The organism is Streptomyces luteogriseus (genome assembly GCF_014205055.1).
GTDB classification, from domain to species: Bacteria; Actinomycetota; Actinomycetes; order Streptomycetales; family Streptomycetaceae; genus Streptomyces; species Streptomyces luteogriseus.
The window spans coordinates 7,208,042-7,234,361 of the sequence record NZ_JACHMS010000001.1 but is presented as its reverse complement, the minus strand read 5'-3'; the positions used below and the strand labels follow the sequence as shown (position 1 = coordinate 7,234,361).

Here is a 26,320-nt window from a genome sequence, read left to right as displayed (position 1 = left end):
TCAGGCCACGAACGTACGCGGCGCCTCCGCGCTCCCCACCGCACCGCTCTCCACCAGCCTCGCCGCCGCGGCCAGCCGCGCCGCCGCCTCCTCGGCCACGGCCCCGCCGACGGTGAACGGCAGCCGCACATACCCCTCGAACGCCCCGTCCACCCCGAAGCGCGGCCCGGACGGCACCCGCACTCCCACGCGCTCCCCGGCCTCGGCCAGCCGCGAACCGGACAGGCCGCCCGTGCGCACCCAGAGCGTCAACCCGCCCCGGGGCACCTCGAACTCCCACTCGGGCAGCTCCCGCCGCACCGCCGTCACCAGCTCGTCCCGGTTCGCCCGTGCCTGCGCACGCCGCACCTCCACGGCCTGCTCCCAGCCTCCGGTGCCGAACAGCCAGTTCACCGCCAGCTGCTCCAGGACCGGTGTACCGAGATCGGCGTACGCCCGGGCGGCGACCAGGCTGCGGATCACGTCCGGCGCGGCCCGCACCCACCCGATCCGCATCCCGGCCCAGAACGCCTTGCTCGCCGACCCCACCGTGATCACGGTGGATCCGGCCGGGTCGAACGCGCAGACCGGCCGCGGCATCCGCACCTCGGGATCGAGCCACAGCTCGCTCATCGTCTCGTCGGCGATCAGCACCGTTCCCGCGGACCGGGCCGCGTCCACCAGCCGTCGCCGCTGGTCGTCGTCGGCGAGCGCCCCGGTCGGGTTGTGGAAGTCGGCGACGACGTACGCGATACGGGGCGCGGCGTCCCGCAGCACCTGGCGCCAGCGGTCCATGTCCCACCCGGTGAGCCCCTCGGCCATGGCGACGGGCACCAGCCGGGCCCCGGCCTCCCGCATCAGCTGAAGGATGTTGGCGTAGGAGGGCGACTCGACGGCGATGCGCTCGCCCCGGCCTGCGAACAGATGGCAGATGGCGTCGATGGCGCCCATCGCCCCGGTCGTCACCATGATCTGCTCGGGCATGGTCGGGATGCCGCGGGCGGTGTAGCGCTCGGCGATCATCGCCCGCAGCGCGGGCAGCCCGGCGGGATAGTCGCCGTGCGTGTGCGCGTAGGGCGGCAGTTCCTCCAGCGCGCCTTGGACGGCCCGGGTGAGCCAGGGCTCGGGGGCGGGGAGTGCGGCGCACCCGAGGTCGATCAGCGAACCGAGGGCCTCCGGCGGAAGGGGCTCCAGCCCCCGGGCGGGCAGCGGGTTCCCGGCCGGGACGGCAGTCCAACTGCCCGCACCTCGCCGGGACTCCAGGAACCCCTCGCCGCGCAGCGCCTCGTAGGCGGCGGCCACCGTCGTACGGCTGACGGACAGGGAGAGGGCTAGTTCGCGTTCGGCGGGCAGCCGGGCGGCCACCGGGACCCGTCCTTCGAGCACCAGCAGCCGGATGCCGTCGGCGAGCGCGCGGTAGGCCGGCGGCCGGCGCGTGCCGGGCCCCGCCGGGCGGTCCTGCTGGGAGCTGAGAAGCCGGGCGAGCTGTGCCGCCCCCACGGCCGAGGTCCACTCCGCCATCGAAATCAGTCCACCTTTCCCGGATTGGCCATGGATGGCCTCTCCATCCAAGCCACATGGTGGCATGCATCAGTCCACTACCACCACAGGGGGGCACATCGTGTTCACGCGGGAGCATCTCGCCCGGCGGCTCGTCCAGCTCTACGGCGGTCTCGCGCTGTACGGCGCCAGCTCGGCACTGCTCGTCCGGTCGGGGCTGGGACTGGAGCCGTGGAACGTGCTGCACCAGGGGCTCGCGGAGAAGACCGGGCTGTCGATCGGTGTCGTGCTGACCCTGCTGGGCGCCGCGGTGCTGCTCCTGTGGATCCCGCTGCGCCAGCGGCCGGGTCTGGGCACGATCTCCAACGTGCTGGTCATCGGTATGGCGATGGACGCGACACTGGCCCTGGTGCCCGACGCGCACGGCCCGGCGGCGCGCGTCACGCTGATGGGAGCGGGGATCGTCCTGAACGGCGCGGCGACCGGTCTGTACATCGCGGCCCGCTTCGGACCGGGCCCGCGCGACGGCCTCATGACCGGGCTGCACCAGCTCACGGGCGTCTCGATCCGCCTCGTCCGCACCGGCATCGAGCTCACGGTCGTGGCGACCGGCTTCGCGCTGGGCGGCACCGTCGGGATCGGCACCCTCCTGTACGCCCTGGCGATCGGCCCCCTCGCCCAGGCGTTCCTGCGCGTGTTCGCCGTGCCCCCGGCACCCGGCGTCAGCACGGCCGTTGCCACCGGTCAACCCCGAGGAGCGATACTGCGTCCGTGACCCCGCGGATACGCCACCCCTACCTCGACCATCCCGGCCCGATCCCCTTCGCCCACCGGGGCGGGGCCGCGGACGGCCTGGAGAACACCGTGCGGCAGTTCCGGTGCGCGGTCGACGCCGGATACCGGTACATCGAGACGGACGTCCACACCACCCGGGACGGCAGGCTCGTCGCCTTCCACGACGCGACCCTGGACCGGGTGACGGACGGCGCGGGCCGGATCGCCGACCTGCCGTGGCAGGAGGTCCGGCGGGCGCGCGTGGCGGGCGGAGAACCGCTCCCCCTCTTCGAGGAACTCCTGGAGACGTTCCCCGACGTGCGCTGGAACGTGGACGTCAAGGCGGAGGCCGCCCTCCTGCCCTTCCTGGACCTGGTCGGGCGGACGAACTCCTGGGACCGGATCTGCCTGGGTTCGTTCTCGGAGGCGCGTGTGGTGCGTGCCCAGCGGCTGTCCGGCCCCCGCCTGGCCACGTCGTACGGCACCCGGGGCGTGTTCAACCTGCGGCTGCGCTCCTGGGGGCTGCCCGCCGCGGTCCGCGGCTCGGCGATAGCCGCCCAGGTCCCCGAGATCCAGTCCGGCATCCAGGTCGTGGACCGGCGCTTCCTGCACGCGGCCCACGCACGCGGGCTCCAGGTGCACGTGTGGACGGTCAACGATCCCGAGGGCATGCACCGGCTGCTCGACCTGGGGGTGGATGGCATCATGACCGATCACATCGACACGTTGCGCAAGGTCATGGAGGACCGCGGCGTCTGGGTCTGAGACCCCGGTCCCGCCCCCTCTGCGCGTTCACGGGGAAGCGAGGGGCACGGGTGGGCAACGACACCGTGCGGACACCGCCGGCGGACGGGGCCGCGGAGCGCAGGAGCGAGCAGCGCGGCTGGTACTTCTACGACTGGGCCTGCTCCGTCTACTCGACGAGCGTGCTCACCGTGTTCCTCGGCCCCTATCTGACGTCGGTCGCCAAGTCGGCGGCCGACGCCGACGGGTACGTGCACCCCCTCGGCATCCCGGTGCGCGCCGGGTCCTTCTTCGCGTACTCGGTGTCACTGTCGGTGATCGTTGCCGTCCTGGTGATGCCCCTGGTGGGCGCCGCCGCCGACCGCACCGGCCGCAAGAAGCCGCTCCTCGCGGCCGCCGCCTACACCGGGGCCGCGGCCACGGCGGCCATGTTCTTCCTGGACGGCGACCGCTACCTGCTGGGCGGTGCGCTCCTGATCGTCGCGAACGCCGCGCAGTCCGTGGCGATGATGCTCTACAACTCCTTTCTGCCGCAGATCGCCCCGCCCGAGGAGCGGGACGCGGTCTCCTCCCGCGGCTGGGCCTTCGGTTACGCGGCGGGATCACTGGTCCTCGTCGCCAACCTGGTCCTCTACACCGGGCACGACGGCTTCGGCCTCTCCGAGAGCACGGCGGTCCGCATCTGCCTGGCGTCGGCCGGCCTGTGGTGGGGCGCGTTCGCCCTGATCCCGCTGCGACGGCTGCGCGATCGCAGGACCGCCGGACGCGAGGGGACCATCCCGGGCTTCCGGCAGCTCGCGGCGACCGTCCGCGACATGCGCCGCCACCCGCTGACGCTCGCCTTCCTCCTCGCCTACCTCGTCTACAACGACGGCATCCAGACGGTGATCTCCCAGGCCTCGGTCTACGGCTCCGAGGAACTGGGCCTGGAGCAGTCCACCCTCATCGGCGCCGTGCTGCTGGTGCAGGTGCTGGCGGTGGCGGGCGCACTGGCCATGGGGAGGCTCGCCCGGGTGTACGGGGCCAAGCGCACGATCCTCGGCTCGCTGGTCGCGTGGACGGTGACGCTGGCGGCCGGGTACTTCCTGCCGGCCGGGGCACCCATGTGGTTCTTCGTCCTGGCCGCCGGGATCGGCCTGGTCCTCGGCGGGAGCCAGGCGCTGTCCCGGTCCCTGTTCTCCCATCTGATCCCGCCGGGCAGGGAGGCCGAATACTTCTCCGCGTACGAGATGAGCGACCGCGGCATGAGCTGGCTCGGACCGCTGCTCTTCGGGGTCACCTACCAGCTGACCGGGAGCTACCGGGACGCGATCATCTCGCTGGTGGTCTTCTTCGTGCTCGGCTTCGCCCTGCTCGCACGGGTTCCGGTGCGGCGTGCGATCGGCGAAGCGGGGAATCCGGTTCCGGACAGGATTTAGCACTCGAAGCGAAAGGGCTGTAGTGTACGCGTTTGGCCTGCCAGGCGGACCGTTACTGCGCGTCAAAGATGCCGAAACGCTGGGTTATATCTGCTATCAGATGTGACAAACCGGGCGCTGGTGGGTACAACAAGGGCGGCTACGACGGCGACGCATGACCCGGAACGGGACTCGGAACGGGAATCTTTACCGCCGACCGGACGTTGACCGGATGACGACGACAGCGACACCTGTCCTGTGGGCGACAAGCCCGGGAGGCACGATTCATGAGTGAGCGAGCTCTTCGCGGCACGCGCCTCGTGGTGACCAGCTACGAGACGGACCGCGGCATCGACCTGGCCCCGCGCCAGGCCGTGGAGTACGCATGCGAGAAGGGGCACCGCTTCGAGATGCCCTTCTCGGTCGAGGCGGAGATCCCGCCGGAGTGGGAGTGCAAGGTCTGTGGGGCCCAGGCACTCCTCGTGGACGGCGATGTCCCTGAGGAAAAGAAGGGCAAGCCCGCGCGTACGCATTGGGACATGCTGATGGAGCGGCGCACCCGTGAGGAACTCGAAGAGGTCCTCGAGGAGCGCCTGGCGGTTCTGCGTTCGGGAGCGATGAACATCGCTGTTCATCCCCGAGACAGCCGCAAGTCGGCATAGTCCCTCACGGGCCTGGCCGAAGTAACAGCGCATCAGAAGACCGCGGGCGCCGTACGAGAAGTACGGCGCCCGCGGTCTTCCGCATGTCCACGGCCCCGGGGCAGCTCGCGCCCCGGAAGGCCGGCCGGGTGGGCGAGCCCCGGGGGAAGGCCCGCCGGACGGGTGAGCCCCCGGAAAGGCCCGCGCCGGTGCACGCCCCCCGGACGGCTCAGTGCGTCAGCGGAGGGCGCGGCGGCTGCGGGGTGTCCCCCGGCTTGTCCCGGATGACCTCGCCTTGGACGACCTTGCCGTCGGGCTGGTGCATACGGGCCTGCTGGAAGGCGCCGCCGAGGGTGCCGGGGCGGGCTTCCCGGAGCTTGCGCTCGAAGGTGCGCTCCGCCGAGCGGCTCACGAGCTTCTGGACCGGCGGCAGCAGCAGGAGCAGGCCCACCGCGTCCGAGGCCAGGCCGAGGATCATCAGGAGCAGACCGCCCAGCATCATCAGGCCGTTGCCCTCGCTGCCGGATCGGCCCGCGTCGGGCATGACCCCGCTCTGCTGTTGTTGCAGCGCCTCGGAGAGCTTGCGGAAGGCCCGCCGGCCTGCCCGCTTGATGACGACCGAGCCGGCCACGAGACCCGCCAGCAGGGCGAGGAAGACCACCAGCCCGCTGGTCGCCCCCGCGACCAGCGTGAGCAGCCAGATCTCCAGCACGAGCCACGCGGCGACGCCGAGCGGCAGGAACGTACGCAGCCGGGAGCGCTTGGGCCGGGCGGGGGGCAGCGGGGTCTGAGCGCCAGTCGTCATGCGTCCAGTGTGCCTGGCCCCGGCTCAGCACGGGATAAGGCCACCATCAGCTGTTTCTGTGAACGGCTGCCCCTGCCCGCCGCTACGGCTTCGAGGGCCTGCCGCCGCGCCCCGTCACCTTGCCGACCCGCTCCCCCACACCCCACGCCGTGACGCGCCACAGCGCCTCGACGAGGATGTCGCGGCTCATCTTGGAGTCGCCGAGTTCACGCTCGACGAACGTGATGGGCACCTCGATCACGTGGTAGCCGGCCTTGACCGCGCGGCGGGCGAGATCGACCTGGAAGCAGTACCCCTGGGAGGCGACCTCGTCGAGACCGAGCCCCTCCAGGGTCTCGCGGCGGAAGGCGCGGTAGCCGCCGGTGATGTCGCGCAGCGGCAGGTCGAGCGCCAGCCGGGAGTAGAGGCTGCCGCCCCGGGAGATCACCTCGCGGGACTTCGGCCAGTTCACCACGCGGCCGCCCGGCACCCAGCGCGAGCCCAGCACCAGGTCGGCGCTCTTGAGGGCGGTGAGCAGACGCGGCAGTTCCTCGGGCTGGTGGGAGCCGTCGGCGTCCATCTCGATCAGCACGCCGTAGTCACGCTCCAGGCCCCAGTGGAAGCCCGCGAGGTAGGCGGCGCCCAGGCCTTCCTTGCCCTTGCGGTGCAGCACGTGGACGTGGTCGTCCTCGACAGTCAGCTCGTCGGCCAGCTTGCCCGTGCCGTCCGGGCTGTTGTCGTCGGCCACGAGCACGTGCGCCTCGGGGACGGCCTTGCGTACCCGGCCGACGATGCTCTTGATGTTCTCCGCCTCGTTGTAGGTCGGGATGATCACCAAGGCCGTGCCGAGCGGGCCGAACGTCCTCACCTGGGCTCCTGCCGCGAGGCTTCCGTCGCCGTCGTTCACTACTGCCCCTTCATGTCCATACGCAGAGGTCCACCATAGTGGGCCCGGCCTGCGCCGACGTGACAGGACGTTCGAATCGCGGTGTCGAATCCGCAAGACGCGGGGAAGAGCGCGCCCGCCGCGCGCCTCACGGTGCGCGCCCGCGGCGGATGGGGGCCCGGCGCCCTTCGGGCCGACCTGGGATCCGCCGGCTGCGGATCGACCTGAAGCCGTTGTCTACTGAGCGCGCGGGCCCCACCCGGGTCGCACCTCCCCGACCGGCCAAAACGTTCCCTCGGCGCTGCGCCTGCCTGAGCCTGGCTCCCAGTGGCGGTGCCCCGGTGCGGCACACCGTCCCTGACCCGGCGGCGCCGCGGCGAGTGCTCGGACGTTCCCCGGTCGGGCGTCCGGTGGTGGACCCGGCCGAACCTACCGGCCCCCTGCGGCCGCCTGTCAATAGCCGTTCGACCTGCGCATCCAGCGGCGAAGCCCTGGTCAGCGCCGAGGATGCGCAGGTCGCGCGCCGGGGGCGCGGCGCACGACTTCATGCGCGCCACCCCCGTAGATCACTCGCCCGGCCGTACGAAGACCGTGCGTCCGCCCACCACGGTGCGCAGACAGACGGGCAGGTCGCGGCCCGGAGTGAGGTCGGGCAGACCCGGGGTGCCGGAGCGGGGATCGGTCGACCATCGGGCGACGCGGTCGTCCGGGGCCTGGACGACGAGGTCACCGGTGCGCCAGACGGCGTAGTCGGCGGGGGCACCCGGGACCAGAACGCCCGCGTCGTCCCGTCCGACGGCCCGCCAGCCGCCGCGCGTGTGCGCCGTGAACGCGGCGCGCACGGAGACGCGGTGCTCCGGCGTGCGGTGGAACGCGGCGGCCCGGACCGTGCCCCATGGGTCGAGCGGGGTGACCGGGCTGTCGGAGCCGAAGGCCAGCGGGACACCGGCGCGCAGCAGGGCCGCGAAGGGGTTCAGGGCCCGGGCCCGCTCCTTCCCGAGCCGCTGCGCGTACATGCCCTCCTCGCCGCCCCACAGGGCGTCGAAGGCGGGCTGCACGGAGGCGGTGAGACCGAGTTCGGCGAAGGCGGCGACGCTCTCCGGGGTGAGCATCTCGGCGTGCTCGACGCGGTGCCGGCCGGCCCGGATCCGGCCGAGCCCGAGCTTCTCGGCGGCGGCGCGCACGCCCTCCACCACACTGTCCACTGCCGCGTCGCCGATGGCGTGGAAACCGGCCTGCAGGCCCGCCTCGGTGCACGCCACGACGTGCGCCGCGACCGCGTCGGCGTCCAGATAGGCGATGCCCGTGTGCCCGGCGTCGGTGTACGGCTGGTGCAGGCAGGCGGTGTGCGAGCCGAGGGCGCCGTCGACGAACAGATCTCCCGCGGCTCCGGCCGCGCCCAGCTCCCGTGCCTTGGCGACGTCACGCTCGGCCCAGTAGCCGACCACACGCGGCCCGTGTTCCGCCGCGGCGAGGCGCAGCAGGCCGGTGAAGTCGTCCTCGGAGGAGATTTCCGGCCCGGCGCACTCGTGGAGCGTGCCGATCCCCAGCGAGACGGCGTGCGCGAGCGCGGCCCGCTGCGCCTCGGTGCGCTGCCGAGGCGTCACGGCGGCGAACGCGGCGGCCCGCACGGCGTGATGGGCGTCGGCGGTGAGCGGGCCGTCCTCACGGGTGGCATCGGGAACCGCGTCGAGCAGGGCGGTGCTCACGACCGCCGAGTGCACGTCGATCCGGCTGAGGTAGAGGGGCCGGTGCCCTGCGGCCTCGTCGAGCTCGGCCCGTGTCGGGGGCCTGCCTCCGGGCCAGCGGGCGGCGTCCCACCCGTGCCCGAGCAGCACCCGGTCGTCCGGACGGGCGGCGGCGAACTCCCGGACGAGGGCGAGGGCGGCCTCCAGCGTGGGGGCACCGGAGAGATCGAGCCCGGTCAGGGACAGACCCGTGGCCGTCGTGTGCACATGCGCATCGGTGAACGCCGGGGTGACCAGCGCCCCGTCCAGGTCGACCACCTCGTCGACCCCGTCCGCGAAGGCGTCGGCGGCCCCTTCGGACCCGACCCAGGCGATCTGTCCCCGCTCCACGACCATCGCCGTGGCGAAGGGGTCGGCGGGGCTGTGGACCTCTCCGCGGCGGAGAAGAACAGTCTTGGGCGGGGCGGTGGGCTCACTCATGGAGCACAGTCTCACAGGGGCGTGGGCGACGCCTGAATCAGGGGCGCGGTGAACTGCGCGAACAGCCCCGCACGACCCGTTCCCGGCAACCGGCCCTCAGATCCGCGGCGGTCGCGCCTCGTACGGCGTGGACAGCACCACCGTCGTCCGCGTGGACACCCCGGCCAACGAACGCAGCCGGGCGAGCAGCTCCTCCAGCTCGTGCGGTGTCGCCACCCGCACCTTGAGGATGTAGTTCTCGTCGCCGGCGACGCTGTGGCACGCCTCGATCTCGGGCACGCCGGCCAGCCGGTCGGCGATGTCGTCCGGCGCGCTGGGATCGAACGGTTTCACCGAGATGAACGCCGTCATCGGCAGCCCCACGGCCTCCGGGTCGACGACCGCGGCATAGCCCCGGATGACACCCCGCTGTTCCAGCCGCCGCACCCGCTGATGCACGGCCGACGTGGACAGCCCCGTGGCCTTGCCCAGGTCGGTGTAGCTCATCCGCCCGTCCTTGACGAGCAGCTGCACGATCTGTCGGTCCAGCTCCTCCATGACGCAAGAACCTACAGTGCGGTTGATCTCCTCGGATACCTGAGCAGCCCAGGTCATGCCCGGTTCGTGATGTGGCCGGAAGCCGGCGGTCAGCCGTCCGGGGGGACAAACGCACCGCAGTGGACACCCGCACGGGGCATGTGACGAACGCCACAGGCCTCGAACAGTCTCCGTGATGTTCTCGTGATTACCGCCCAGGGGCGACGGGAAGTGCTTGCTGTGGCCGAGGCCGCAGTGCCTGATACGGCCCAGTCCGAGGGGGAGAACCCAATGCAGAGTCTTAAGCGCCCTGGTCGCACCGCACCCAAACGGCAGCAGCTCGTCGTCGAGCCCGAGCCGGAGGGTGTCGAACCCGACTCCTACGACGACGAACTCGACGCCTACGACACGTTCGAGATGTTCCGGGTCGTCTGCCCGGACTGCGCGCAGCCCATCGCCCTGCTGGCGGACGAGGAGTTCCTGCCGGAGCACGCGATGTGCGCCTCGCCGTGGAACCCCTTCGGACTCACGGTCTGCGCCGGAACCGGCCGCAGGGCCGCGGACGCCCGCCCCGCGGACGAGTCCGCGGAACCCCAGGAGCAGGACACCGCACTGCTGTTGACGCTCCCTCAGGGGCTCGACTGGCGGACCCAGCCCTTCTCGCACGTCGGCGGGCCGGGCTCACGCCCCATCAGGGTTCCGGTCATGCGCCGTCAGGCGGCCTGAGCGCGGGCTCTTCCGGCTCGCCCGCTCCAACTCCCGTGACTGAACCGCACCACGGCCCCCAGACCGCCGTGGTGCGGTTCAGTACGCCCGGAGCCGTGACGGCACTGAACGAACGCCCGATTCCACCATCCGGTGACCTGTCCGGGCTCTGCCGCGTTGCCCTGGTATGACCCCCATCTCCTCAGCGACCGGGCGTCAACGCCTCCTCTACGTCCCACCGCCCGCAGAATCGGTTCGGCCGGCCCCGCCCCGCTATCAGGACCCGCCGATCTACCGCGACTTGATGCGGACCTGGGCCGAGGGCGGCCGCACCCTGCCGGGCCGTCACGACCCGGAGTGGATGCGGCTCGCGGCCCCGTGGCGGGGCCTCGACCAGTTCAGCGTTCCTCTGGACCCACGAGATGGCGGGCGATGACCATCCGCTGGATCTGGTTGGTGCCCTCCACGATCTGCAGCACCTTGGCCTCGCGCATGTAGCGCTCGGCCGGGAAGTCGGCGGTGTAGCCGTAGCCGCCGAGGATCTGCACGGCGTCGGTGGTGACCCGCATCGCCGTGTCGGTGCAGTGCAGCTTGGCCATGGCGGCCTGCCGCGCGAACGGCCGGCCCGCGTCCTTCAGCCGTGCCGCCGCGAGGTAGAGGGCGCGGCCCGCCTCGATCTGCGTCGCCATGTCGGCGAGCATGAACCGCAGCCCCTGGAAGTCGGCGATCGGCTTGCCGAACTGGCGCCTTTCGGCCGCGTAGGCCAGCGCCTCGTCGAGCGCGGCCTGCGCCACGCCGATCGCGCACGCCGAGATGCCGAGCCGCCCCGAGTCGAGCGACGACAGGGCGATCGCGAAGCCCTGCCCCTCCTCGCCGATGCGCCGGGCGTCCGGGACGCGGACGCCGTCGAAGTGGACCTGGGCGGTGGGCGAGCCCTTCATGCCCATCTTCTTCTCCGGCACGGCCGCGCTCAGCCCCTGCGCGTCGCCGGGCACCAGGAACGCGCTGATCCCGCGCGGGCCCTCCTCGCCGGTGCGGGCCATCACCGTGTAGAAGTCGGCGATCCCGCCGTGTGTGATCCACGCCTTGGTGCCGGTGATCACCCAGTCGTCGCCGTCCCGTACGGCCCTGGTGCGCAGGGCCGCCGCGTCCGATCCGGAGTGCGGCTCGGAGAGGCAGTACGCGCCGAGCATGCCGCCGCCGAGCATCGCGGGCAGGTGCTCGACCTGCTGCTCCTTGGTGCCGTAGGCGGCGAGCGCGTAGGAGGCCAGGGAGTGCACGCTGACGCCGAGACCGACGGTGAGGCGGGCCGCGGCGAGCTCCTCCAGGACCTGGAGGTAGACCTCGTAGGGCTGATCGCCGCCCCCGTACTCGGAGTCGTACGGCAGGCCGAGCAGCCCCGACTGGGAAAGCAGGGTGAACAGCTCGCGCGGGAAGCGGCCGGCGTCCTCCTCCTCGGCCGCACTCGGGACGATCTCCTGTGCCGCGATGTCGCGGACGAGTGTGATCAGGTCCCGGGCCTCCTCCGTGGGCATTTGCCGGTCCACCGGCTGCGGGGCGCGGTCGGGCATGGCGACGCTCTCCTCCCTGTCGGGCACTGGCGGACGGGCCCATGGGTGGGGGCGACGCCGCCGGGTCGTTCTGGTGCCTGGCCGATGCTTGCAGTCCCGGGTCTCGGAAGCTGCTGACCAGCGGCTGTGCGCTGTGAGTATGCCCGATCGGAGGCATCCCGTCACCAGTTAACGACCGCTTACTTCAAGAAATGGCCGGGCGCATCCGGAGTGGCGAAATTGGTCCGAACCATTGACCCAACTGGTCTAGTCCTCCTACTGTTTCGCTCCACCGATTCACCGCGTTCATGCCAATGGGCGCGCGTTCCCCTCTCCCCACGAGGAGACACCGGATGCACACCCCCCACCGTTCCCGCTTCCGGGCCATCGTGTCCGCGGCCTGCTGCGCCGTCCTCGGCGCCGGTCTGCTGGCCGGCGCGGGCACCTCCGCCACCGCGGCGACCTCGGCTCAGGAGGCCGCCGCAGGTTCGAAGGCCGCCGGCTCCAAGGTCATCGGCTACTTCACCGAATGGGGCACCTACGACCGCAAGTACCACGTCAAGAACATCGAGACGTCCGGATCGGGCGGCAGGCTCACCCACATCAACTACGCCTTCGGCAACGTCACCGGCGGCAAGTGCGCCATGGGCGACGGCTACGCCGCCACCGACCGGGCCTACACCGCCGCCGAGTCGGTCGACGGCAAGGCCGACACCTGGGACCAGCCGCTGCGCGGCAACTTCAACCAGCTGCGCAAGCTGAAGCAGAAGCACCCGAACCTCAAGGTCCTGTGGTCCTTCGGCGGCTGGACCTGGTCGGGCGGCTTCGGCGAGGCCGCGAAGAACCCGGCCGACTTCGCCCAGTCCTGCTACGACCTGGTCGAGAACTCCAAGTGGGCCGACGTCTTCGACGGCATCGACATCGACTGGGAGTACCCGAACACCTGCGGCGCCACCTGCGACACCAGCGGCAAGGCGTCCTTCCGGAACCTGATGCAGGCGCTGCGGGCGAAGTTCGGCTCGAAGAACCTCGTCACCGCGGCGATCACCGCCGACGCCACCCCGGGCGGCAAGATCGACGCGGCGGACTACGCGGGCGCCGCCCCGTACGTCGACTGGTACAACCCCATGACGTACGACTTCTTCGGCGCCTGGGACGCCGCCGGCCCGACGGCGCCGCACTCGCCGCTGACCTCGTACTCCGGCATCCCGAAGGCGGACAACCACAGCTCGGCGACCATCGCCAAGCTCAAGGGCCTCGGCATCCCCGCCTCGAAGCTGCTGCTCGGCATCGGCTTCTACGGCCGCGGCTGGACCGGCGTCACCCAGGCCGCCCCCGGGGGCACGGCGACCGGCCCGGCGGCGGGCACGTACGAGCAGGGCATCGAGGACTACAAGGTGCTCAGGACCACGTGCCCGGCGACGGGGACGGTGGCCGGCACGGCGTACGCCAAGTGCGGTGGCAACTGGTGGAGTTACGACACCCCGGCGACCATCGGCACCAAGATGAACTACAAGAACCAGCAGGGCCTGGGCGGAACCTTCTTCTGGGAGCTGAGCGGCGACACCGCGAACGGTGAGCTGATCAAGGCGATCAAGTAACGCCCGGTGCGGGGGTGGAGGGTCCGCGGCGGACCCTCCACCCCCTTCTCATGCGCCCCGGCGCGCGGGCTGCGGCGCCGGAAAGGCCGGGTCGAGCTCCTCGATCGCGCGCAGGGCTCCGCCGAGGGTCTTCACCAGCAGCTCGCGCATGGTGTCGCGGGGCAGTTCGGGCCGGTCGATCCATTCGAGCGTGGCGCCCTCGACACTGCACACCCAGGCCAGCAGGGCCATCCGCGCCAGCGGGGTGATGTCGACATGCTCGTACGCGCCTTCGGCGATGGCGGTCACGACGGCCTCGCGCACCCCGTCGCGGATGGCGTGCACCTCGGTGTCGAAACCGACGCCGCCGCTCACGATCGTGCGGTAGGCGGCCTGGTTGTGCTCGGCGTAGCGCAGATAGCTGTCGATGGTGCGCTGGACCCGGTCCACCGGGGGCAGTTCGAGGCCGCTCGCCGCCAGGGTGACCAGCTCGGTGACCGAGTCCTGGATGATGGCCAGGTAATAGCCGCGCTTGGACTGGAAGTAGTAGTAGATCAGCCCCTTGGCGACGTGCGCCTGCCGGGCGATGTCGTCCATCGACAGGGCGTCGTAGGAGGTGTCGGCGAACAACCTCCGCCCGATGGCGATGAGTTCGGCACGGCGCGCCATCGAGCGGTCGGTGCCGCGGGCCCGGGGACGCGCGGCAGGCTGGGGGCTGATGTTCAATTTCGACCCTGGTCTCAGCGGGCGGGGCGGGACCTCCGCAGTATGGCAGGCCTCACCTCCGGGTCGTGGGTCAGGTCACAGCAGCCCGAGCTGGGTCACGAGCATCGCGACGACCACGACGAGGGCCCAGCCCATGAGGTGTTCGACGATCTTCGGGCCGTCGTCGTGAGGGCCGCCGGTGCGGACGCGGGTGGCGGTGGCTGAGTGCACGGTCATGGTTTCTCGCTGGGTCGGTGGTGCGGACGGAATCCCCCGAGGTTCCGTCCACCTTGCCACCGGGCGCGGCTTTGCGGCCGAGAGCTTGCTCACACGCGGACGCCCACGGCCGCCAGGGCCTTGCGCTGGGCCGCGCTCGGGCGCGCCGGGAAGTACAGGTAGCAGATGCCCCCGGTGCCCGAGGCGACCTTGCCGGAGGCGTTGTACCGCTTGGTCCTGAGCCAGATGTTCTCCCACTCGCGCCGCCGGTAGACGCGCCGCACGGCCTCGTTGCTCGCGGAGAAGGGGTCGTTGGCGATCACGTCACCGCCGGCCGTGAAGCCGGTGACGGTCATCAGGTGCCCGGCGGTGCCGTACCCGGCGCCGGTCAGCTCCTCCTTGAGGAACGACTGCGACGTTATGGCGGGGATGCCCGCGGCGATCAGCGTCTCCAGCTCGGTGAGGGAGCCGAGCCGGGTGACGACGCCCTGGAGGTCCTTGAACGTGGCGGCGTAGGCGGCGTTGAAGGGCCAGTTGCCGCAGCCCGCGTACTGGTAGTCGTAGGTGAAGCGGGCCGCGTGGCACACCTGCGGGTCGGCGTACGCCGGATCGACCCAGTCCAGCTGCCCCTCGGTGAGCCGGCCGCCCCAGTACTCGATGACCATCTGGGAGGACGTCGGGCTGCACCAGGCCTCGCCGCCGTTGTCGTACTCCGGGTACTGGCCCTTGTGGATCTCCTGCGAGTAGCGTGGGACGGCCAGTTCCTTCGCGAGACCGGGCTCGGACGCCGGGACGGTGAACCGGTCGGGCACGTCGGACCCCATGGCGCCGAGCCGCCACACGGTGGGCGTGGCCTTGGTGCCGGGCTTGCGGTGGAGGGTCAGACGCAGCCGGTACGAGGCCAGGCGCAGGCCGGTCGACGCGTCGTCGATGGCCAGGGTGTCGGTCCAGACGGTGCTCTTGCCGTCGCTCTGGTCGTCCACCGAGGTGCGCCGGATGTCCTGGTCGCCGGCGGCCCAGCGGGCCATCACGTACCAGGGGGTGCTGGTGCCGTCGGTGTAGGCGCCCTTGATCTCGGCCTGGATCCAGGTGCCGGCCGGGGTGCGCGCGTTCCAGGAGACGATCGCCTCGGTCGCGGGGACGGCGAGCCGGTGGACGGGGGAGGTCCAGGTGCCGTACTCCCATGTGGCGGTCTTGCCGGTGTGCGGATCCGTGTAGCCGGCGGTTCCGGCGGGCTTCGCGATCACCAGGCCCGGGCGGGTGCCCGCGACGGCCCGGGTGCCCTTGGCGGTGCCGCCGGACCAGTCGGTGTACGAGACCCAGGCCCGGTTGTCGACGGTGCGGGCCGGGGCCGCCCGGGCAGGGTCTGCGGGGTCGGTCGTCATGGGGGCCTCGGGGTCGGCGGCCGCCGAACCCGCGCCCGCGGTGACGGCGGCGGCGACCGCGGCGGCCAGGACGGTTCTGCGGGAGGGCTGTTCGGCTCTGCGCATGGCGGGGACCCCCGGATGTCGGAGTCGGGCAGGTGCGGGGCAGGTCCGTGCACGGTCGGGCGTATCCGTGCGTGCGCCACATATGAGCACAGCCCGCCGTGTCCTGCCAGCACTTCGACGCGCGCCGCGCCCACCAATATTGGCGTCGACCAGTGGCATCCGCGGCGGACCCCGTGGTTAGAGTGCCGATCGAGATGAATACGTCCTTCCGCCCCACCCCGTGCCCCGCCGTCCGTGACCTGGCCGCCCGGGTTCGCGGCCTCGCCCCCTCCTGCGGCCCGGTCCGGCTCGTCGGCGTCGACGGGCACGCCGGGTCCGGGAAGAGCACGTTCGCCGAGCGGTTGGCGGCGGCCCTGGACGGCGCGCCGGTGCTGCGTCTCGACGACATCGCCAGCCACGACGCGCTGTTCGACTGGACGGGACGGCTGCTGGACCAGCTGATCGAGCCGCTCTCCCACGGCCGGACCGCGCACTACGCCCCCTACGACTGGCGGGCCCGCCGCTTCGGCTCCCCATGCCCGCTCGCGCCGGCGCCGGTGATCCTCGTGGAGGGCGTCGGCGCGGGGCGCCGGGCGCTTCGCCCGCACCTGGCCCTGCTGCTGTGGATGGATCTGCCGCGGGAGGAGGCCTGGGAGCGGGGACGGTCCCGGGACGGGGAGGAGCAGCGGGAGTTCTGGGACGGGTGGGTTCCGGCGGAGCGCCGGCATTTCGCCGAGGATCCCTCGCGGCCGTTCGCCGACCTTCTGGTACGGCAGCGACATGAGGGGTACGAGGTACTCGCGGGACCCGCTGGGACCGTTGGACCGGACCAGTCCCTCACTCAGGGTGACGGACCGCCCGCAGTGTGCTGAACTTGTGAAGGACCTTGCGGAACAACTTGCCGGAGTGCTTCAACTCGGCTTGACCGTCGGGCCGTACAGGTCTTACGTTCTCAATGTGCGGCATCGAAGCCGCCCGCAGACGCGAAGCCCCCGGTTGTTCCCCCGTGATCGGGGGCTTCGTTCTGCCTTCTTGCGGTTTTCCGGCCGCCGCGGGGCGCCGGCCGCTCACCCTGGGTCACCGTCCGCGAGGACACGGCATCCGCTCCCACCTCGCCGAACGGCCCGTGCGGCACCCTACGGGGGCGCCGCGCCCGCGGGTACGATGCCCTCGTCGCGACCTACGGACGGTTGCTTCGCGCACGTGCAACTCCGGTCCGTGGCGCAGCGGTTCGAGCAGGGGCAGCCGACTGGGGACGGCTCGTTGGCATACCGACGGGGGCACGGTTTGTGGGGGACGTGATGGACTTCGGCACCCAGGGCCCACAGGCCCCGGCCGACCTCGCCTGGCTGCGAGGCGTGGACGCCTACACCATGGGCGCGTATCCGCAGGCGGAGGAGGAGTTCCGCGCCGCGGTGCGGATGGACTCCGGCATGGCCGACGGCTGGCTCGGGCTGCACGCGCTGCGCGTCGACACGACGAACGCGCTGTTGCGGATGTTCCGGCACCGGGACCGCTTCGGGGAGCAGCGCACGCGCTACCGTCGCCCGCTCAACTCCTGGTACTGGCTGGGCTGGTGGGTGCAGCCCGTGCTGGAGAGCCCCCGCGATCTGCTGCTCGCGCACGCCTCCCACTGGCTGGACGGCCGCCATGTCCCCGAGCTGGACCGCGCCCTCGCCGGTCTCCCGCCCGTGGACACCGACCACCAGGTCCGCTTCCTGCACTCCTGCCGCGCCTACCTGGTCAAGGACTGGGAGCAGCTGGTCCGGCACACCGACCCGTTGCTCGACGATCCGCTGCTCGGCATCGAGGCGGGTCTGTTCGGCGGCATGGCCAGGGTCCGCCTGGAGATGTACGGCCAGGCGGAACCCCTGCTGTCCGCCGCGCTGATGCGCTGCCGCAGCGAGCAGCCCCAGCGCAAGGAGCTGCGCTACTGGCTGGCCCGCGCCCACGAGGGCACCGGCCGCAGCGCCGCCGCACTCCCCCTGTACCGGGCCGTGCACCGCGTCGACCCGGCGTTCATGGACACCTCCGCCCGGCTCGCCGCCATCGCCGAGGGCGACGGGTACGACGACGCCACCGGTCTCGCGGCGGTCACCCTCACCGGTGCGGGCCAGGACGCGGTGGACGGCCCGGACGGGTTCGATCCGCTCTTCGGCCTCGAAGGACGCGACCTGAGGCTGCCCGATCCCGAGCCGCCGCTCGCTCCCCTGCCACCGGTGACCGGCCCGCCGGTCCGCGAGAGGACCGGCCCCGTTCCCTCCCTGCCCGCCGGGCCCACCGACCCGGCGTTACTGGACGAGGCACTCGCCGAGCTCGAGCGCATGGTGGGCCTGGAGCCGGTGAAGCGCCAGGTCAAGGCGCTGTCGGCACAGCTGAACATGGCCCGGCTGCGAGCCGGGCAGGGCCTGCCGGTCCAGCCGCCGAAACGCCACTTCGTCTTCTCCGGCCCCTCCGGCACCGGCAAGACGACCGTCGCCCGCATCCTCGGCCGCGTCTTCTACGCCCTCGGGCTGCTCGGCGGCGACCATCTCGTCGAGGCCCAGCGGGCCGACCTGGTCGGCGAGTACCTCGGGCAGACGGCCGTGAAGGCGAACGAACTGATCGACTCGGCCCTCGGGGGCGTCCTCTTCGTCGACGAGGCCTACTCGCTGTCCAACTCGGGCTACGGCAAGGGGGACGCGTACGGCGACGAGGCCCTCCAGGTCCTGCTGAAACGCGCGGAGGACAACCGCGACCACCTCGTGGTGATCCTGGCCGGCTACCCGGAGGGCATGGACCGCCTGCTCGCCGCGAACCCCGGACTGTCCTCCCGCTTCACCACCCGCGTCGACTTCCCGTCCTACCGGCCCCTCGAACTCACCGAGATCGGCAAGGTGCTGGCGGCGGAGAACGGCGACCTGTGGGACGAGGAGGCCCTCGACGAGCTGCGTTCCATCGCCGGGCACGTGGTCGACCAGGGGTGGATCGACGAGCTGGGCAACGGACGGTTCCTGCGGACGCTGTACGAGAAGAGCTGCGCGTACCGGGATCTGCGGTTGTCGGTGTATCCCGGGGTGCTGGGGCGGGACGATCTGGCGACGCTGCGGCTGCCGGATCTGATGCAGGCGTACGGAGAAGTACTGTCCGGGCGGGGCCCGCAGGACCCGCCCGGACTGTGAGGGAGCCGGACTGTGAGGGGACAGGCCGACCGCTAGGTCGCCAGTACCTCCTCCGACGCCCCGCTGCTCCTGGGCTCGGTCAGCTTCACCTCGTGCACCTGACGGTGCGCGGGGTCTCGCACCTCACCCACCAGCAGCTCCAGCACGTCCTCCAGCGCGACCAGCCCGAGCACCTTGCCGGACGCGTCGGCCACCTGGGCCAGGTGCGTCGCCGCGCGCCGCATCACCGTGAGGGCGTCGTCGAGCGGCAGCTCGGACCGCAGGGTCGTCATGGGACGCCACAGGTGCTGCGGCACGGCCCGGTCCGAGTCCTCCAGGTCGAGGACGTCCTTGACGTGCAGGTACCCCATGAAGGCGCCGGTGTCCGCGGCGACCGGGAACCGGGAGTAGCCGGTGCGGGCCGTGAGCTCGACGATCCGCCCGGGCGTCACCGATGGGCTGACCGTCACCAGGGACTCCCGCTTCAGCAGGACGTCCGTCACCGGGCGGGAGCCCAGCTCCAGGGCGTCCTCGAGGCTCTCGGCCTCCTCGGGGTCGAGCAGGCCCGCCTGGCCGGCGTCCTCCACCAGCCGGTTGAGCTGCTCACTGGTGAAGACGGCCTCGACCTCGTCCTTGGGCTCGACGTGGAAGAGCCGCAGGATGCCCTGGGAGACGGCGCCGAGGGCGGCGGTGATGGGCTTGCAGAAGCGCGCGAACCACACCAGGCCGGGGCTGAGCCACAGCGCGGCCTTCTCGGGGGCCGCCATCGCCAGGTTCTTCGGGACCATCTCGCCGATGACGAGGTGGAAGAAGACCACGGCGGCCAGGGCGATGACATAGGTCAGCGGATGGATCATGCCGTGCGGCAGGTGGATCCACTCGAAGACCGGCTCCAGCAGATGCGCGACCGTCGGTTCGGCGACCGCGCCGAGGGTCAGGGAACAGATCGTGATGCCGAACTGTGCCGCCGCCATCATCTGCGGCAGCCGCTCAAGCCCGTAGAGGACCTGTCGGGAGCGGGCGGTGCCCAGCGGTTCGATCTGGCTGCGGCGTACGGAGACCAGGGCGAACTCGGCGCCGACGAAGAAGCCGTTGGCGAGCACGAGCAGCGCGGCGAAGAGAAGCTGGAGCACGCTCATCGGGCTGCCTCCGCCATGGAGACCACCGGGGCGGTCCGCACGATCCGGACCCGCTCCGCGCGGTAGTGGCCGACCTGGCGCACCGAGAGCCGCCAGCCGGGCAGCTCCGCCTTGTCGCCGACGGCCGGAATGCGGCCCAGCAGGTCGGCGATCAGACCCGCGACGGTCTCGTAGGGGCCCTCGGGCACGTCGAGGCCTATGCGCAGCAGGATGTCGACCCGGCAGCTGCCGTCGACGTCCCAGGCGGGCCTGCCGTCCTCCGGCGGCGCGGCGGCCAGCTCGGGCAGGTCGTGTCCGTCGTGCTCGTCGCGGACCTCGCCGACGATCTCCTCGACGATGTCCTCCAGCGTGACGACCCCGGCGGTGCCGCCGTACTCGTCGACGACGACCGCGATGGGCTGCTCGCTGCGCAGGCGGGTGAGGAGCGGCCGTACGGGCAGCGTCTCGGGGACGAGCAGCGCCGGGCGGGCGATGTGGCCGACAGGGGTGCGCAGCCGGTCCTGGACGGGCACCGCGAGGGCGTCCTTGAGGTGCGCCATGCCGACGACCTCGTCGATCTTCTCCCGGTAGACCGGGAAGCGGGACAGGCCGGTGGCACGGGTCAGGTTGACGACGTCCTCGGCGGTGGCCGAGGACTGCAGGGCGCTGACCTTCACGCGCGGCGTCATCACGTGCTGCGCGGTGAGCTCGCCCAGCGACAGGGTCCGGACGAACAGATCGGCCGTGTCCTGCTCCAGGGCGCCGGCCCGGGCCGAGTGGCGGGCCAGGGAGACGAGCTCGCCGGGGGTGCGGGCGGAGGCCAGCTCCGCGGTGGGTTCGATGCCCAGGGCGCGCACGAGCCGGTTCGCCACGGCGTTGAGGCCGGCGATGACCGGGCGGAACAGCCGGGCGAAGACGTGCTGCGGGCCCGCGACGAAGCGGGCGACCTGCAACGGCCTGGACACCGCCCAGTTCTTGGGCAGGAGCTCGCCGATCACCATCTGCACGGCGGAGGCCAGCAGCATGCCGACGACGACCGTGACACCGGAGACGGCCCCCTCGGGGATGCCGATCGAGGTGAACGGGCCGTGCAGCAGCTCGGCGAGCGCCGGTTCGGCGAGCATGCCGACGACGAGGGAGGTGATCGTGATGCCGAGCTGGGTGCCGGAGAGCTGGAAGGAGAGTTCCTTGAGTGATTCGACGACCCGGTGGGCACGCCGGTCGCCCTCGGCGGCGGCCTTCTCGGCCTCGGGCCGTTCGACCGTCACGAGTCCGAATTCGGCCGCCACGAAGAATCCGTTGGCGAGAATCAGCAGGAACGCGGCTGCGAGGAGCAGCAGGGGGGTGGTCATGATGCCGCCGCCTCCACACGGTCGCGTGCCTCGGGAACGAGGTACGCGCTATGTCGGCAGGGGGCGGCGCAGGTACTGCAGGACGATCCGTCCATCGCCGGAGGGAGTCACTCCTCGGTTAGCAGGAGCCTCTGCGCACCGGTCGGGGCGACAGAGACGGAGGCGCATCCATCACGCCTCCGCCAACAGATTAATCAAGACACGGCCCGGTGCGGCAGTGGCGGCCGCCCGGAGGATGTCCCGAGTCAGCCCTGACGCCGCTCGGGGTCCGCCACGGCACGGGCCTCGACCAGCGCCCGCAGCGCCCTGGCGTCGGCGATGGCGCGCTGCTTGGCCAGGCCCGGCTGAATGCCCAGAGCAGGCAGGCTGGTGCCGTCGCTGAGGTTGAGGAACACCCAGGGGTCGCCGGGCCGGAGGGTCACCTGGAGGATCTCCGCCCACTCCAGCCGGCGCTTGTTCGTGAGATTGACGACAGTGACGCCGCCCTCGTCGACGACGACCTTGGGACGCGCCAGGAGGAGCAGCACGGCGTCCAGCAGGAGCGCCGTGAAGACGAAGCTGACGCGCTCGCCGGGGCTGAGCTGCTTCAGCAGCATCGCGACCGCGGTGATCACCACGAGGATGGCGACGGCCGCGGTGAGCAGCACCACGCGGGTGCTGCCCGGCCGGAACGTGACGGGCAGGCTGGGCAGATCGGACATCGGGTCGCGCCCCTCAGAGACGGCAGGCGTGAATGGCCGTGGTCAGGATGGCCCGGGCGCCGATGTCGTACAGGTCGTCCATGATCCGCTGGGCTTCCTTGGCCGGGACCATCGCGCGGACGGCGACCCAGCCCTCGTTGTGCAGCGGGGAGACGGTCGGGGACTCCAGGCCGGGCGTGAGGGCGACGGCCTTCTCCAACTGCTCGACGCGGCAGTCGTAGTCCATCATCACGTACGTCCGGGCGACCAGGACGCCCTGGAGGCGGCGCAGGAACTGCTGCACCTTGGGGTCGTCGGCGTCCGCGCCGGTGCGGCGGATCACGACGGCCTCGGACTGCATGATCGGCTCGCCGGCCACTTCCAGGCCCGCGTTGCGCAGCGAGGTGCCGGTCTCGACGACGTCGGCGATGACCTGGGCGACGCCGAGCTGGATGGCGGTCTCGACGGCGCCGTCGAGGTGGACGACGGAGGCGTCGATGCCGTGCTCGGCGAGGTGCGCGGCGACGATGCCCTCGTAGGAGGTGGCGATCGTCTTGCCCGCCAGGTCCGCCAAGCCGCTGATCGTGCCGGGCTTGGTGGCGTAGCGGAAGGTGGAGCGGGCGAAGCCGAGGGCGAGGATCTCCTCGGCTTCGGCGCCGGAGTCGATGAGCAGGTCCCGGCCGGTGAGGCCGATGTCCAGCTGCCCGGAGGCGACGTAGATCGCGATGTCGCGGGGGCGGAGGTAGAAGAACTCGACCTCGTTGACCGGGTCGACGATCCGCAGTTCCTTGGACTCGCGGCGCTGCTGGTAGCCGGCCTCATGCAGCATCTCCGCCGCAGGGCCGGACAGGGAACCCTTGTTGGGGACGGCGATGCGCAGCATGAGGTCGGCTTCCTTTGCGTGGTGTGGGACGGGAACGGGTGCGGCTCAGAGGTGGGCGTAGACGTCGTCGAGGGAGATGCCGCGGGCGACCATCATCACCTGGACGTGGTACAGCAGCTGCGAGATCTCCTCGGCGGCGGCTTCCTTGCCCTCGTACTCGGCGGCCATCCACACCTCGGCGGCCTCTTCGACGACCTTCTTGCCGATGGCGTGGACGCCCTTGCCGACCAGTTCTGCGGTGCGGGAAGTGGCGGGGTCGCCCTGGGCGGCCTTGTGCTGGAGCTCGGTGAAGAGCTCCTCGAACGTCTTCTTGGACATGGTGACGCTCAGCCTATGCCACATGTGCCTTTCGTCAGTGCCAGGGTTCGGATACTGAGCGGAGGGTGGCCGCGGTCGCCACCGCGGCGGTCACCGCCTCATGCCCCTTGTCCTCGTTGGAGCCCTCGATTCCGGCGCGGTCCAGGGCCTGTTCCTCGGTGTCGCAGGTCAGCAGGCCGAAGCCGATGGGGACTCCGGTGTCGACGGAGACCTGGGTGAGGCCCTGGGTGACGCCCTGGCACACGTACTCGAAGTGGGGCGTGCCGCCGCGGATGACGACGCCGAGGGCGACGATCGCGTCGTAGCCGCGGCCCGCGAGGGCCTTGGCGACGACCGGGAGCTCCCAGCTGCCGGGGACCCTGAGCAGGGTCGGCTCGTCGATGCCCAGGTCGTGCAGGGCGCGCAGGGCGCCGTCGACCAGGCCGTTCATCACCTTCTCGTGCCACTGCGCCGCGATGACGGCGACCCGGAGGTCACCCACATTGCGTACGGACAGCTCCGGTGCACCCTTGCCGCTCACGTTGCTCCCTCTGTGCTCTCTTACTGGTTGCCGCAGGCGGGCACGGTGGTCGTGTCCAGCCAGGGCAGGTCGTGGCCCATCCGGTCCCGCTTGGTGCGCAGGTAGCGGAGGTTGTGCTCGCCGACGCTCACGGGCATCGGCACGCGGGCCTGGACCGCGATGCCGTGCCGGACGAGCGCGTCGGTCTTGTCGGGGTTGTTGGTCAGCAGCCGGACGCCGCGCACCCCGAGGTCGGCGAGGATCTGCGCGCCGGCGGCGTAGTCGCGGGCGTCGGCGGGCAGGCCGAGTTCGAGGTTGGCGTCGAGGGTGTCGCGGCCGCGCTCCTGGAGTTCGTAGGCGCGCAGCTTGGACATCAGGCCGATGCCGCGGCCCTCGTGCCCGCGCAGATAGACCACGACGCCCCGGCCCTCCTCCTGGATGCGGGCGAGGGAGGCGTCGAGCTGGGGGCCGCAGTCGCAGCGGGCCGAGCCGAAGACGTCCCCGGTGAGGCATTCGGAGTGGACGCGGACGAGGACGTCCTGGCCGTCGCCGATCTCGCCGTGCACCAGGGCGACGTGCTCGACGCCGTCGACGGTGGAGCGGTAGCCGTAGGCCGTGAAGGTGCCGTGGGCGGTGGGCAGCAGGGTCCTGGCCTCGCGGCGGACGGTGGGTTCGCTGCCGCGGCGGTAGGCGATCAGGTCCTCGATGGAGATGATCGTCAGCCCGTGCTTGCGGGCGAAGGGGATCAGCTCGGGCAGGCGCAGCATGGTGCCGTCCTCGCCGGCGATCTCGACGATCGCGCCGGCCGGGCGGAGCCCCGCGAGGCGGGCGAGGTCGACGGCGGCCTCGGTGTGGCCGTTTCGGGTGAGGACCCCGCCGGGCCGGGCGCGCAGCGGGAAGACGTGGCCGGGGCGGACGAAGTCCTCGGGTGCGCTGACGCCGTCGGCGAGCAGCTGGAGGGTGGTGGCGCGGTCGGAGGCGGAGATGCCGGTGCTCACGCCGTGCGCGGCGGAGGCGTCGACGGAGACCGTGAACGCGGTCTTCATCGACTCGGTGTTGTCCTCGACCATCTGCGGAAGCTTCAGCCGGTCCAGTTCGTCGCCCTCCATGGGGGCGCAGATCAGGCCGCGGCACTCGCTCATCATGAAGGCGACGATCTCGGGGGTCGCCTTCTCGGCGGCGATGACGAGGTCGCCCTCGTTCTCCCGGTCCTCGTCGTCGACGACCACGACGGGGCGGCCGGCCGCGATGTCGGCGATGGCCTGCTCGACCGGGTCGAGCACGAAGGTCTCGACGTCGTCGGTGCCGTAGAGGGTTGTTGCGGCGCTCATGCCGGAGCTCCTTCCAGGGTGGGCCGCGCGGTCTGACGCGAGCGCAGCCACCAGTCGCGCAGGCCCCACAGGACGAGCGCGCCGTAGATGACGTAGACGAAGCCGGAGAAGGCGTAGCCGTTGGCGAAGTTGAGGGGCACGCCGACGACGTCGACGAGCAGCCAGGCGATCCAGAACTCGACCATGCCGCGCGCCTGGGCGTACATGGCGACGACGGTGCCGACGAAGATGTAGGCGTCCGGCCAGGGGTCCCAGGACAGGGTCGGGTATGCCGTGAAGAGCAGCGCCACGGCGACGGTGCCGGCGGCGGCCGCGGCGGCCATCACCGCGCGTTCGCGCCAGGTGGCGAACCGGACGGCGATGTGGCCGTCCCCGCCCTGTCCCTTGCCCCGCTGCCACTGCCACCAGCCGTACAGCGCGACGACCATGACGACCGCCTGCTTGCCGGCGCTGCCGGTGAGGTGACCGAAGAAGGCCCCGAAGAGGATGAGGCCGGCCAGGAACTGCACGGGCCAGGTCCACAAGGACCGTCGCCAGCCCAGGGCGAGGGCGGCCAGGCCGAAGAGGTTGCCGACCATGTCGGACCAGAGGATGTGCTGACCGAAGAGGGCGAACGCCTCGGAGTTCAGCGTGTTCACCGGCCGGCCCCCTGCGCGCGGTCGCCCAGCATCCGCTCGACGTACTTGGCGATGACGTCCACTTCGAGGTTGACCGGGTCGCCGGGCTGCTTGTGGCCGAGCGTGGTCAGGTCGAGGGTGGTGGGGATGAGGCTGACGGTGAAGTGGTCGGGGCCGGCGTCGACGACGGTGAGGCTGATGCCGTCGACGGTGATGGAGCCCTTCTCGACCACGTACCGGGTGAGGTCGGCGGGGAGGGAGATCTTCACGATCTCCCAGTGCTCGGAGGGCTTGCGCTCCAGGATCTCGCCGGTGCCGTCCACGTGGCCCTGCACGATGTGCCCGCCGAGGCGTTCGCCGACGGCCATGGGGCGTTCGAGGTTGACGCGGGATCCGGCCTTCAGGGCACCGAGGCTGGAGCGGTTCAGGGTCTCGGCCATGACGTCGGCCGTGAACTCGTCGCCCTCGTGGTCGACGACCGTGAGGCACACGCCGTTCACCGCGATCGAGTCGCCGTGCTTGGCGCCTGCGGTGACGACCGGGCCTCGCAGGCGGAAGCGACAGGCGTCGTCGAGGGTCTCGACGGCGGTGATCTCGCCCAGCTCTTCGACGATTCCGGTGAACACTTCCCGGGTCCTCCTGCCTCTTCGGGCACGGACTCCGGGGCTGTCGATGACGACAGAAAGTACGAGCGGGGACCCGGGGACGACGCCGGACGAGCCCGTCACGAGGACGGACTACTCGGCGGCGCACACGCATGCCCGCTCG

General features: G+C 71.6%; 27 protein-coding genes. 9 read left to right on the top strand and 18 right to left on the bottom strand.

What is annotated here, in order from left to right; translation table 11 throughout:
* Positions 1-1,500 (bottom strand): SCO1417 family MocR-like transcription factor, encoded by a 1,500-nt coding sequence (locus BJ965_RS32310; protein WP_184913673.1) that lies wholly within the window; start codon positions 1,498-1,500, stop codon positions 1-3.
* A 64-nt stretch (positions 1,501-1,564) separates the two neighbouring features.
* Here BJ965_RS32310 and yczE point away from each other — a divergent pair, with 64 nt between their 5' ends.
* From yczE to BJ965_RS32290, 4 genes are all read left to right on the top strand, one after another.
* A complete protein-coding gene (gene yczE / locus BJ965_RS32305; RefSeq protein ID WP_184913671.1) occupies positions 1,565-2,254 on the top strand; it encodes a membrane protein YczE in 690 nt (229 codons plus the stop codon).
* Positions 2,251-3,018, top strand: coding sequence for a glycerophosphodiester phosphodiesterase (locus tag BJ965_RS32300; protein ID WP_184913669.1), 768 nt, complete (start codon positions 2,251-2,253; stop codon positions 3,016-3,018). The genes yczE and BJ965_RS32300 overlap by 4 nt, the downstream gene beginning before the upstream one ends.
* A gap of 50 nt (positions 3,019-3,068) precedes the next feature.
* Positions 3,069-4,415, top strand: coding sequence for an MFS transporter (locus tag BJ965_RS32295; RefSeq protein ID WP_184913667.1), 1,347 nt, complete (start codon positions 3,069-3,071; stop codon positions 4,413-4,415).
* Positions 4,416-4,681: 266 nt separating this feature from the next.
* Positions 4,682-5,056: an RNA polymerase-binding protein RbpA gene (locus BJ965_RS32290; protein ID WP_030247095.1), complete on the top strand. Its 375-nt coding sequence runs from the start codon at positions 4,682-4,684 to the stop codon at positions 5,054-5,056.
* A gap of 208 nt (positions 5,057-5,264) precedes the next feature.
* On the opposite strand, the gene fxsA is transcribed toward BJ965_RS32290, so the two are convergent.
* From fxsA to BJ965_RS32270, 4 genes are all read right to left on the bottom strand, one after another.
* On the bottom strand, positions 5,265-5,840 hold the full coding sequence (fxsA, locus tag BJ965_RS32285; protein ID WP_184913665.1) for an FxsA family membrane protein: 576 nt from the start codon (positions 5,838-5,840) through the stop codon (positions 5,265-5,267).
* A gap of 82 nt (positions 5,841-5,922) precedes the next feature.
* The gene (locus BJ965_RS32280; RefSeq protein ID WP_184913663.1) at positions 5,923-6,726 is read right to left on the bottom strand and encodes a polyprenol monophosphomannose synthase; all 804 of its coding nucleotides are present in this window, start codon (positions 6,724-6,726) and stop codon (positions 5,923-5,925) included.
* A gap of 545 nt (positions 6,727-7,271) precedes the next feature.
* A complete protein-coding gene (locus BJ965_RS32275) occupies positions 7,272-8,873 on the bottom strand; it encodes an amidohydrolase (protein ID WP_184913661.1) in 1,602 nt (533 codons plus the stop codon).
* Between the two features lie 96 nt (positions 8,874-8,969).
* Positions 8,970-9,410, bottom strand: a complete 441-nt coding sequence (locus BJ965_RS32270; RefSeq protein WP_004002750.1) for an Lrp/AsnC family transcriptional regulator — start codon at positions 9,408-9,410, stop codon at positions 8,970-8,972.
* A gap of 270 nt (positions 9,411-9,680) precedes the next feature.
* On the opposite strand from BJ965_RS32270, the gene BJ965_RS32265 reads away from it, so the two are divergent.
* The gene (locus BJ965_RS32265) at positions 9,681-10,115 is read left to right on the top strand and encodes a hypothetical protein (RefSeq protein ID WP_184913659.1); all 435 of its coding nucleotides are present in this window, start codon (positions 9,681-9,683) and stop codon (positions 10,113-10,115) included.
* Between the two features lie 166 nt (positions 10,116-10,281).
* Positions 10,282-10,530, top strand: coding sequence for a hypothetical protein (locus tag BJ965_RS40525; protein ID WP_078615159.1), 249 nt, complete (start codon positions 10,282-10,284; stop codon positions 10,528-10,530).
* On the opposite strand, the gene BJ965_RS32260 is transcribed toward BJ965_RS40525, so the two are convergent.
* On the bottom strand, positions 10,493-11,665 hold the full coding sequence (locus tag BJ965_RS32260; protein WP_184913657.1) for an acyl-CoA dehydrogenase family protein: 1,173 nt from the start codon (positions 11,663-11,665) through the stop codon (positions 10,493-10,495). The two genes, BJ965_RS40525 and BJ965_RS32260, sit on opposite strands and share 38 nt — an antisense overlap.
* Before the next feature lie 332 nt (positions 11,666-11,997).
* Between BJ965_RS32260 and BJ965_RS32255 the strand changes: the two genes are divergently transcribed.
* A complete protein-coding gene (locus BJ965_RS32255) occupies positions 11,998-13,245 on the top strand; it encodes a glycoside hydrolase family 18 protein (protein WP_184913655.1) in 1,248 nt (415 codons plus the stop codon).
* A gap of 48 nt (positions 13,246-13,293) precedes the next feature.
* Here BJ965_RS32255 and BJ965_RS32250 read toward each other — a convergent pair whose 3' ends face one another.
* The 3 genes from BJ965_RS32250 to BJ965_RS32240 all read right to left on the bottom strand — a co-directional run bounded on the left by BJ965_RS32250 (position 13,294) and on the right by BJ965_RS32240 (position 15,635).
* On the bottom strand, positions 13,294-13,950 hold the full coding sequence (locus BJ965_RS32250; protein ID WP_184913654.1) for a TetR/AcrR family transcriptional regulator: 657 nt from the start codon (positions 13,948-13,950) through the stop codon (positions 13,294-13,296).
* A gap of 75 nt (positions 13,951-14,025) precedes the next feature.
* Positions 14,026-14,166 (bottom strand): SCO1431 family membrane protein, encoded by a 141-nt coding sequence (locus BJ965_RS32245; protein ID WP_184913652.1) that lies wholly within the window; start codon positions 14,164-14,166, stop codon positions 14,026-14,028.
* A gap of 89 nt (positions 14,167-14,255) precedes the next feature.
* Positions 14,256-15,635 carry a peptidase C39 family protein gene (locus BJ965_RS32240; RefSeq protein ID WP_184913650.1) on the bottom strand — a complete coding sequence of 460 codons (1,380 nt, stop codon included), beginning with the start codon at positions 15,633-15,635 and terminating at the stop codon, positions 14,256-14,258.
* A 194-nt stretch (positions 15,636-15,829) separates the two neighbouring features.
* On the opposite strand from BJ965_RS32240, the gene BJ965_RS32235 reads away from it, so the two are divergent.
* Together BJ965_RS32235 and BJ965_RS32230 are read left to right on the top strand one after the other, a co-directional pair.
* On the top strand, positions 15,830-16,486 hold the full coding sequence (locus BJ965_RS32235; protein ID WP_184913648.1) for a uridine kinase family protein: 657 nt from the start codon (positions 15,830-15,832) through the stop codon (positions 16,484-16,486).
* A 429-nt stretch (positions 16,487-16,915) separates the two neighbouring features.
* A complete protein-coding gene (locus BJ965_RS32230; protein WP_184913646.1) occupies positions 16,916-18,775 on the top strand; it encodes an AAA family ATPase in 1,860 nt (619 codons plus the stop codon).
* A 32-nt stretch (positions 18,776-18,807) separates the two neighbouring features.
* On the opposite strand, the gene BJ965_RS32225 is transcribed toward BJ965_RS32230, so the two are convergent.
* The 9 genes from BJ965_RS32225 to BJ965_RS32185 all read right to left on the bottom strand — a co-directional run bounded on the left by BJ965_RS32225 (position 18,808) and on the right by BJ965_RS32185 (position 26,178).
* Entirely contained in the window at positions 18,808-19,893 is a 1,086-nt protein-coding gene (locus BJ965_RS32225; protein ID WP_184913644.1) for a hemolysin family protein, read from the bottom strand.
* Positions 19,890-21,224 (bottom strand): hemolysin family protein, encoded by a 1,335-nt coding sequence (locus BJ965_RS32220; protein WP_184913642.1) that lies wholly within the window; start codon positions 21,222-21,224, stop codon positions 19,890-19,892. The genes BJ965_RS32225 and BJ965_RS32220 overlap by 4 nt, the downstream gene beginning before the upstream one ends.
* Before the next feature lie 245 nt (positions 21,225-21,469).
* Positions 21,470-21,925, bottom strand: a complete 456-nt coding sequence (locus BJ965_RS32215) for a PH domain-containing protein (RefSeq protein ID WP_184913640.1) — start codon at positions 21,923-21,925, stop codon at positions 21,470-21,472.
* Between the two features lie 13 nt (positions 21,926-21,938).
* Positions 21,939-22,787, bottom strand: coding sequence for an ATP phosphoribosyltransferase (hisG, locus tag BJ965_RS32210; RefSeq protein WP_184913638.1), 849 nt, complete (start codon positions 22,785-22,787; stop codon positions 21,939-21,941).
* 45 nt (positions 22,788-22,832) lie between these two features.
* Entirely contained in the window at positions 22,833-23,105 is a 273-nt protein-coding gene (locus BJ965_RS32205; protein WP_019983911.1) for a phosphoribosyl-ATP diphosphatase, read from the bottom strand.
* A 34-nt stretch (positions 23,106-23,139) separates the two neighbouring features.
* A complete protein-coding gene (ribH, locus tag BJ965_RS32200; RefSeq protein ID WP_184913636.1) occupies positions 23,140-23,625 on the bottom strand; it encodes a 6,7-dimethyl-8-ribityllumazine synthase in 486 nt (161 codons plus the stop codon).
* Positions 23,626-23,645: 20 nt separating this feature from the next.
* Positions 23,646-24,935 (bottom strand): bifunctional 3,4-dihydroxy-2-butanone-4-phosphate synthase/GTP cyclohydrolase II, encoded by a 1,290-nt coding sequence (locus BJ965_RS32195; RefSeq protein ID WP_184913634.1) that lies wholly within the window; start codon positions 24,933-24,935, stop codon positions 23,646-23,648.
* A complete protein-coding gene (locus BJ965_RS32190) occupies positions 24,932-25,573 on the bottom strand; it encodes a nicotinamide mononucleotide transporter family protein (RefSeq protein ID WP_184913632.1) in 642 nt (213 codons plus the stop codon). The genes BJ965_RS32195 and BJ965_RS32190 overlap by 4 nt, the downstream gene beginning before the upstream one ends.
* A complete protein-coding gene (locus BJ965_RS32185; RefSeq protein ID WP_184913630.1) occupies positions 25,570-26,178 on the bottom strand; it encodes a riboflavin synthase in 609 nt (202 codons plus the stop codon). The genes BJ965_RS32190 and BJ965_RS32185 overlap by 4 nt, the downstream gene beginning before the upstream one ends.
* Between the last annotated feature and the right edge of the window lie 142 nt (positions 26,179-26,320).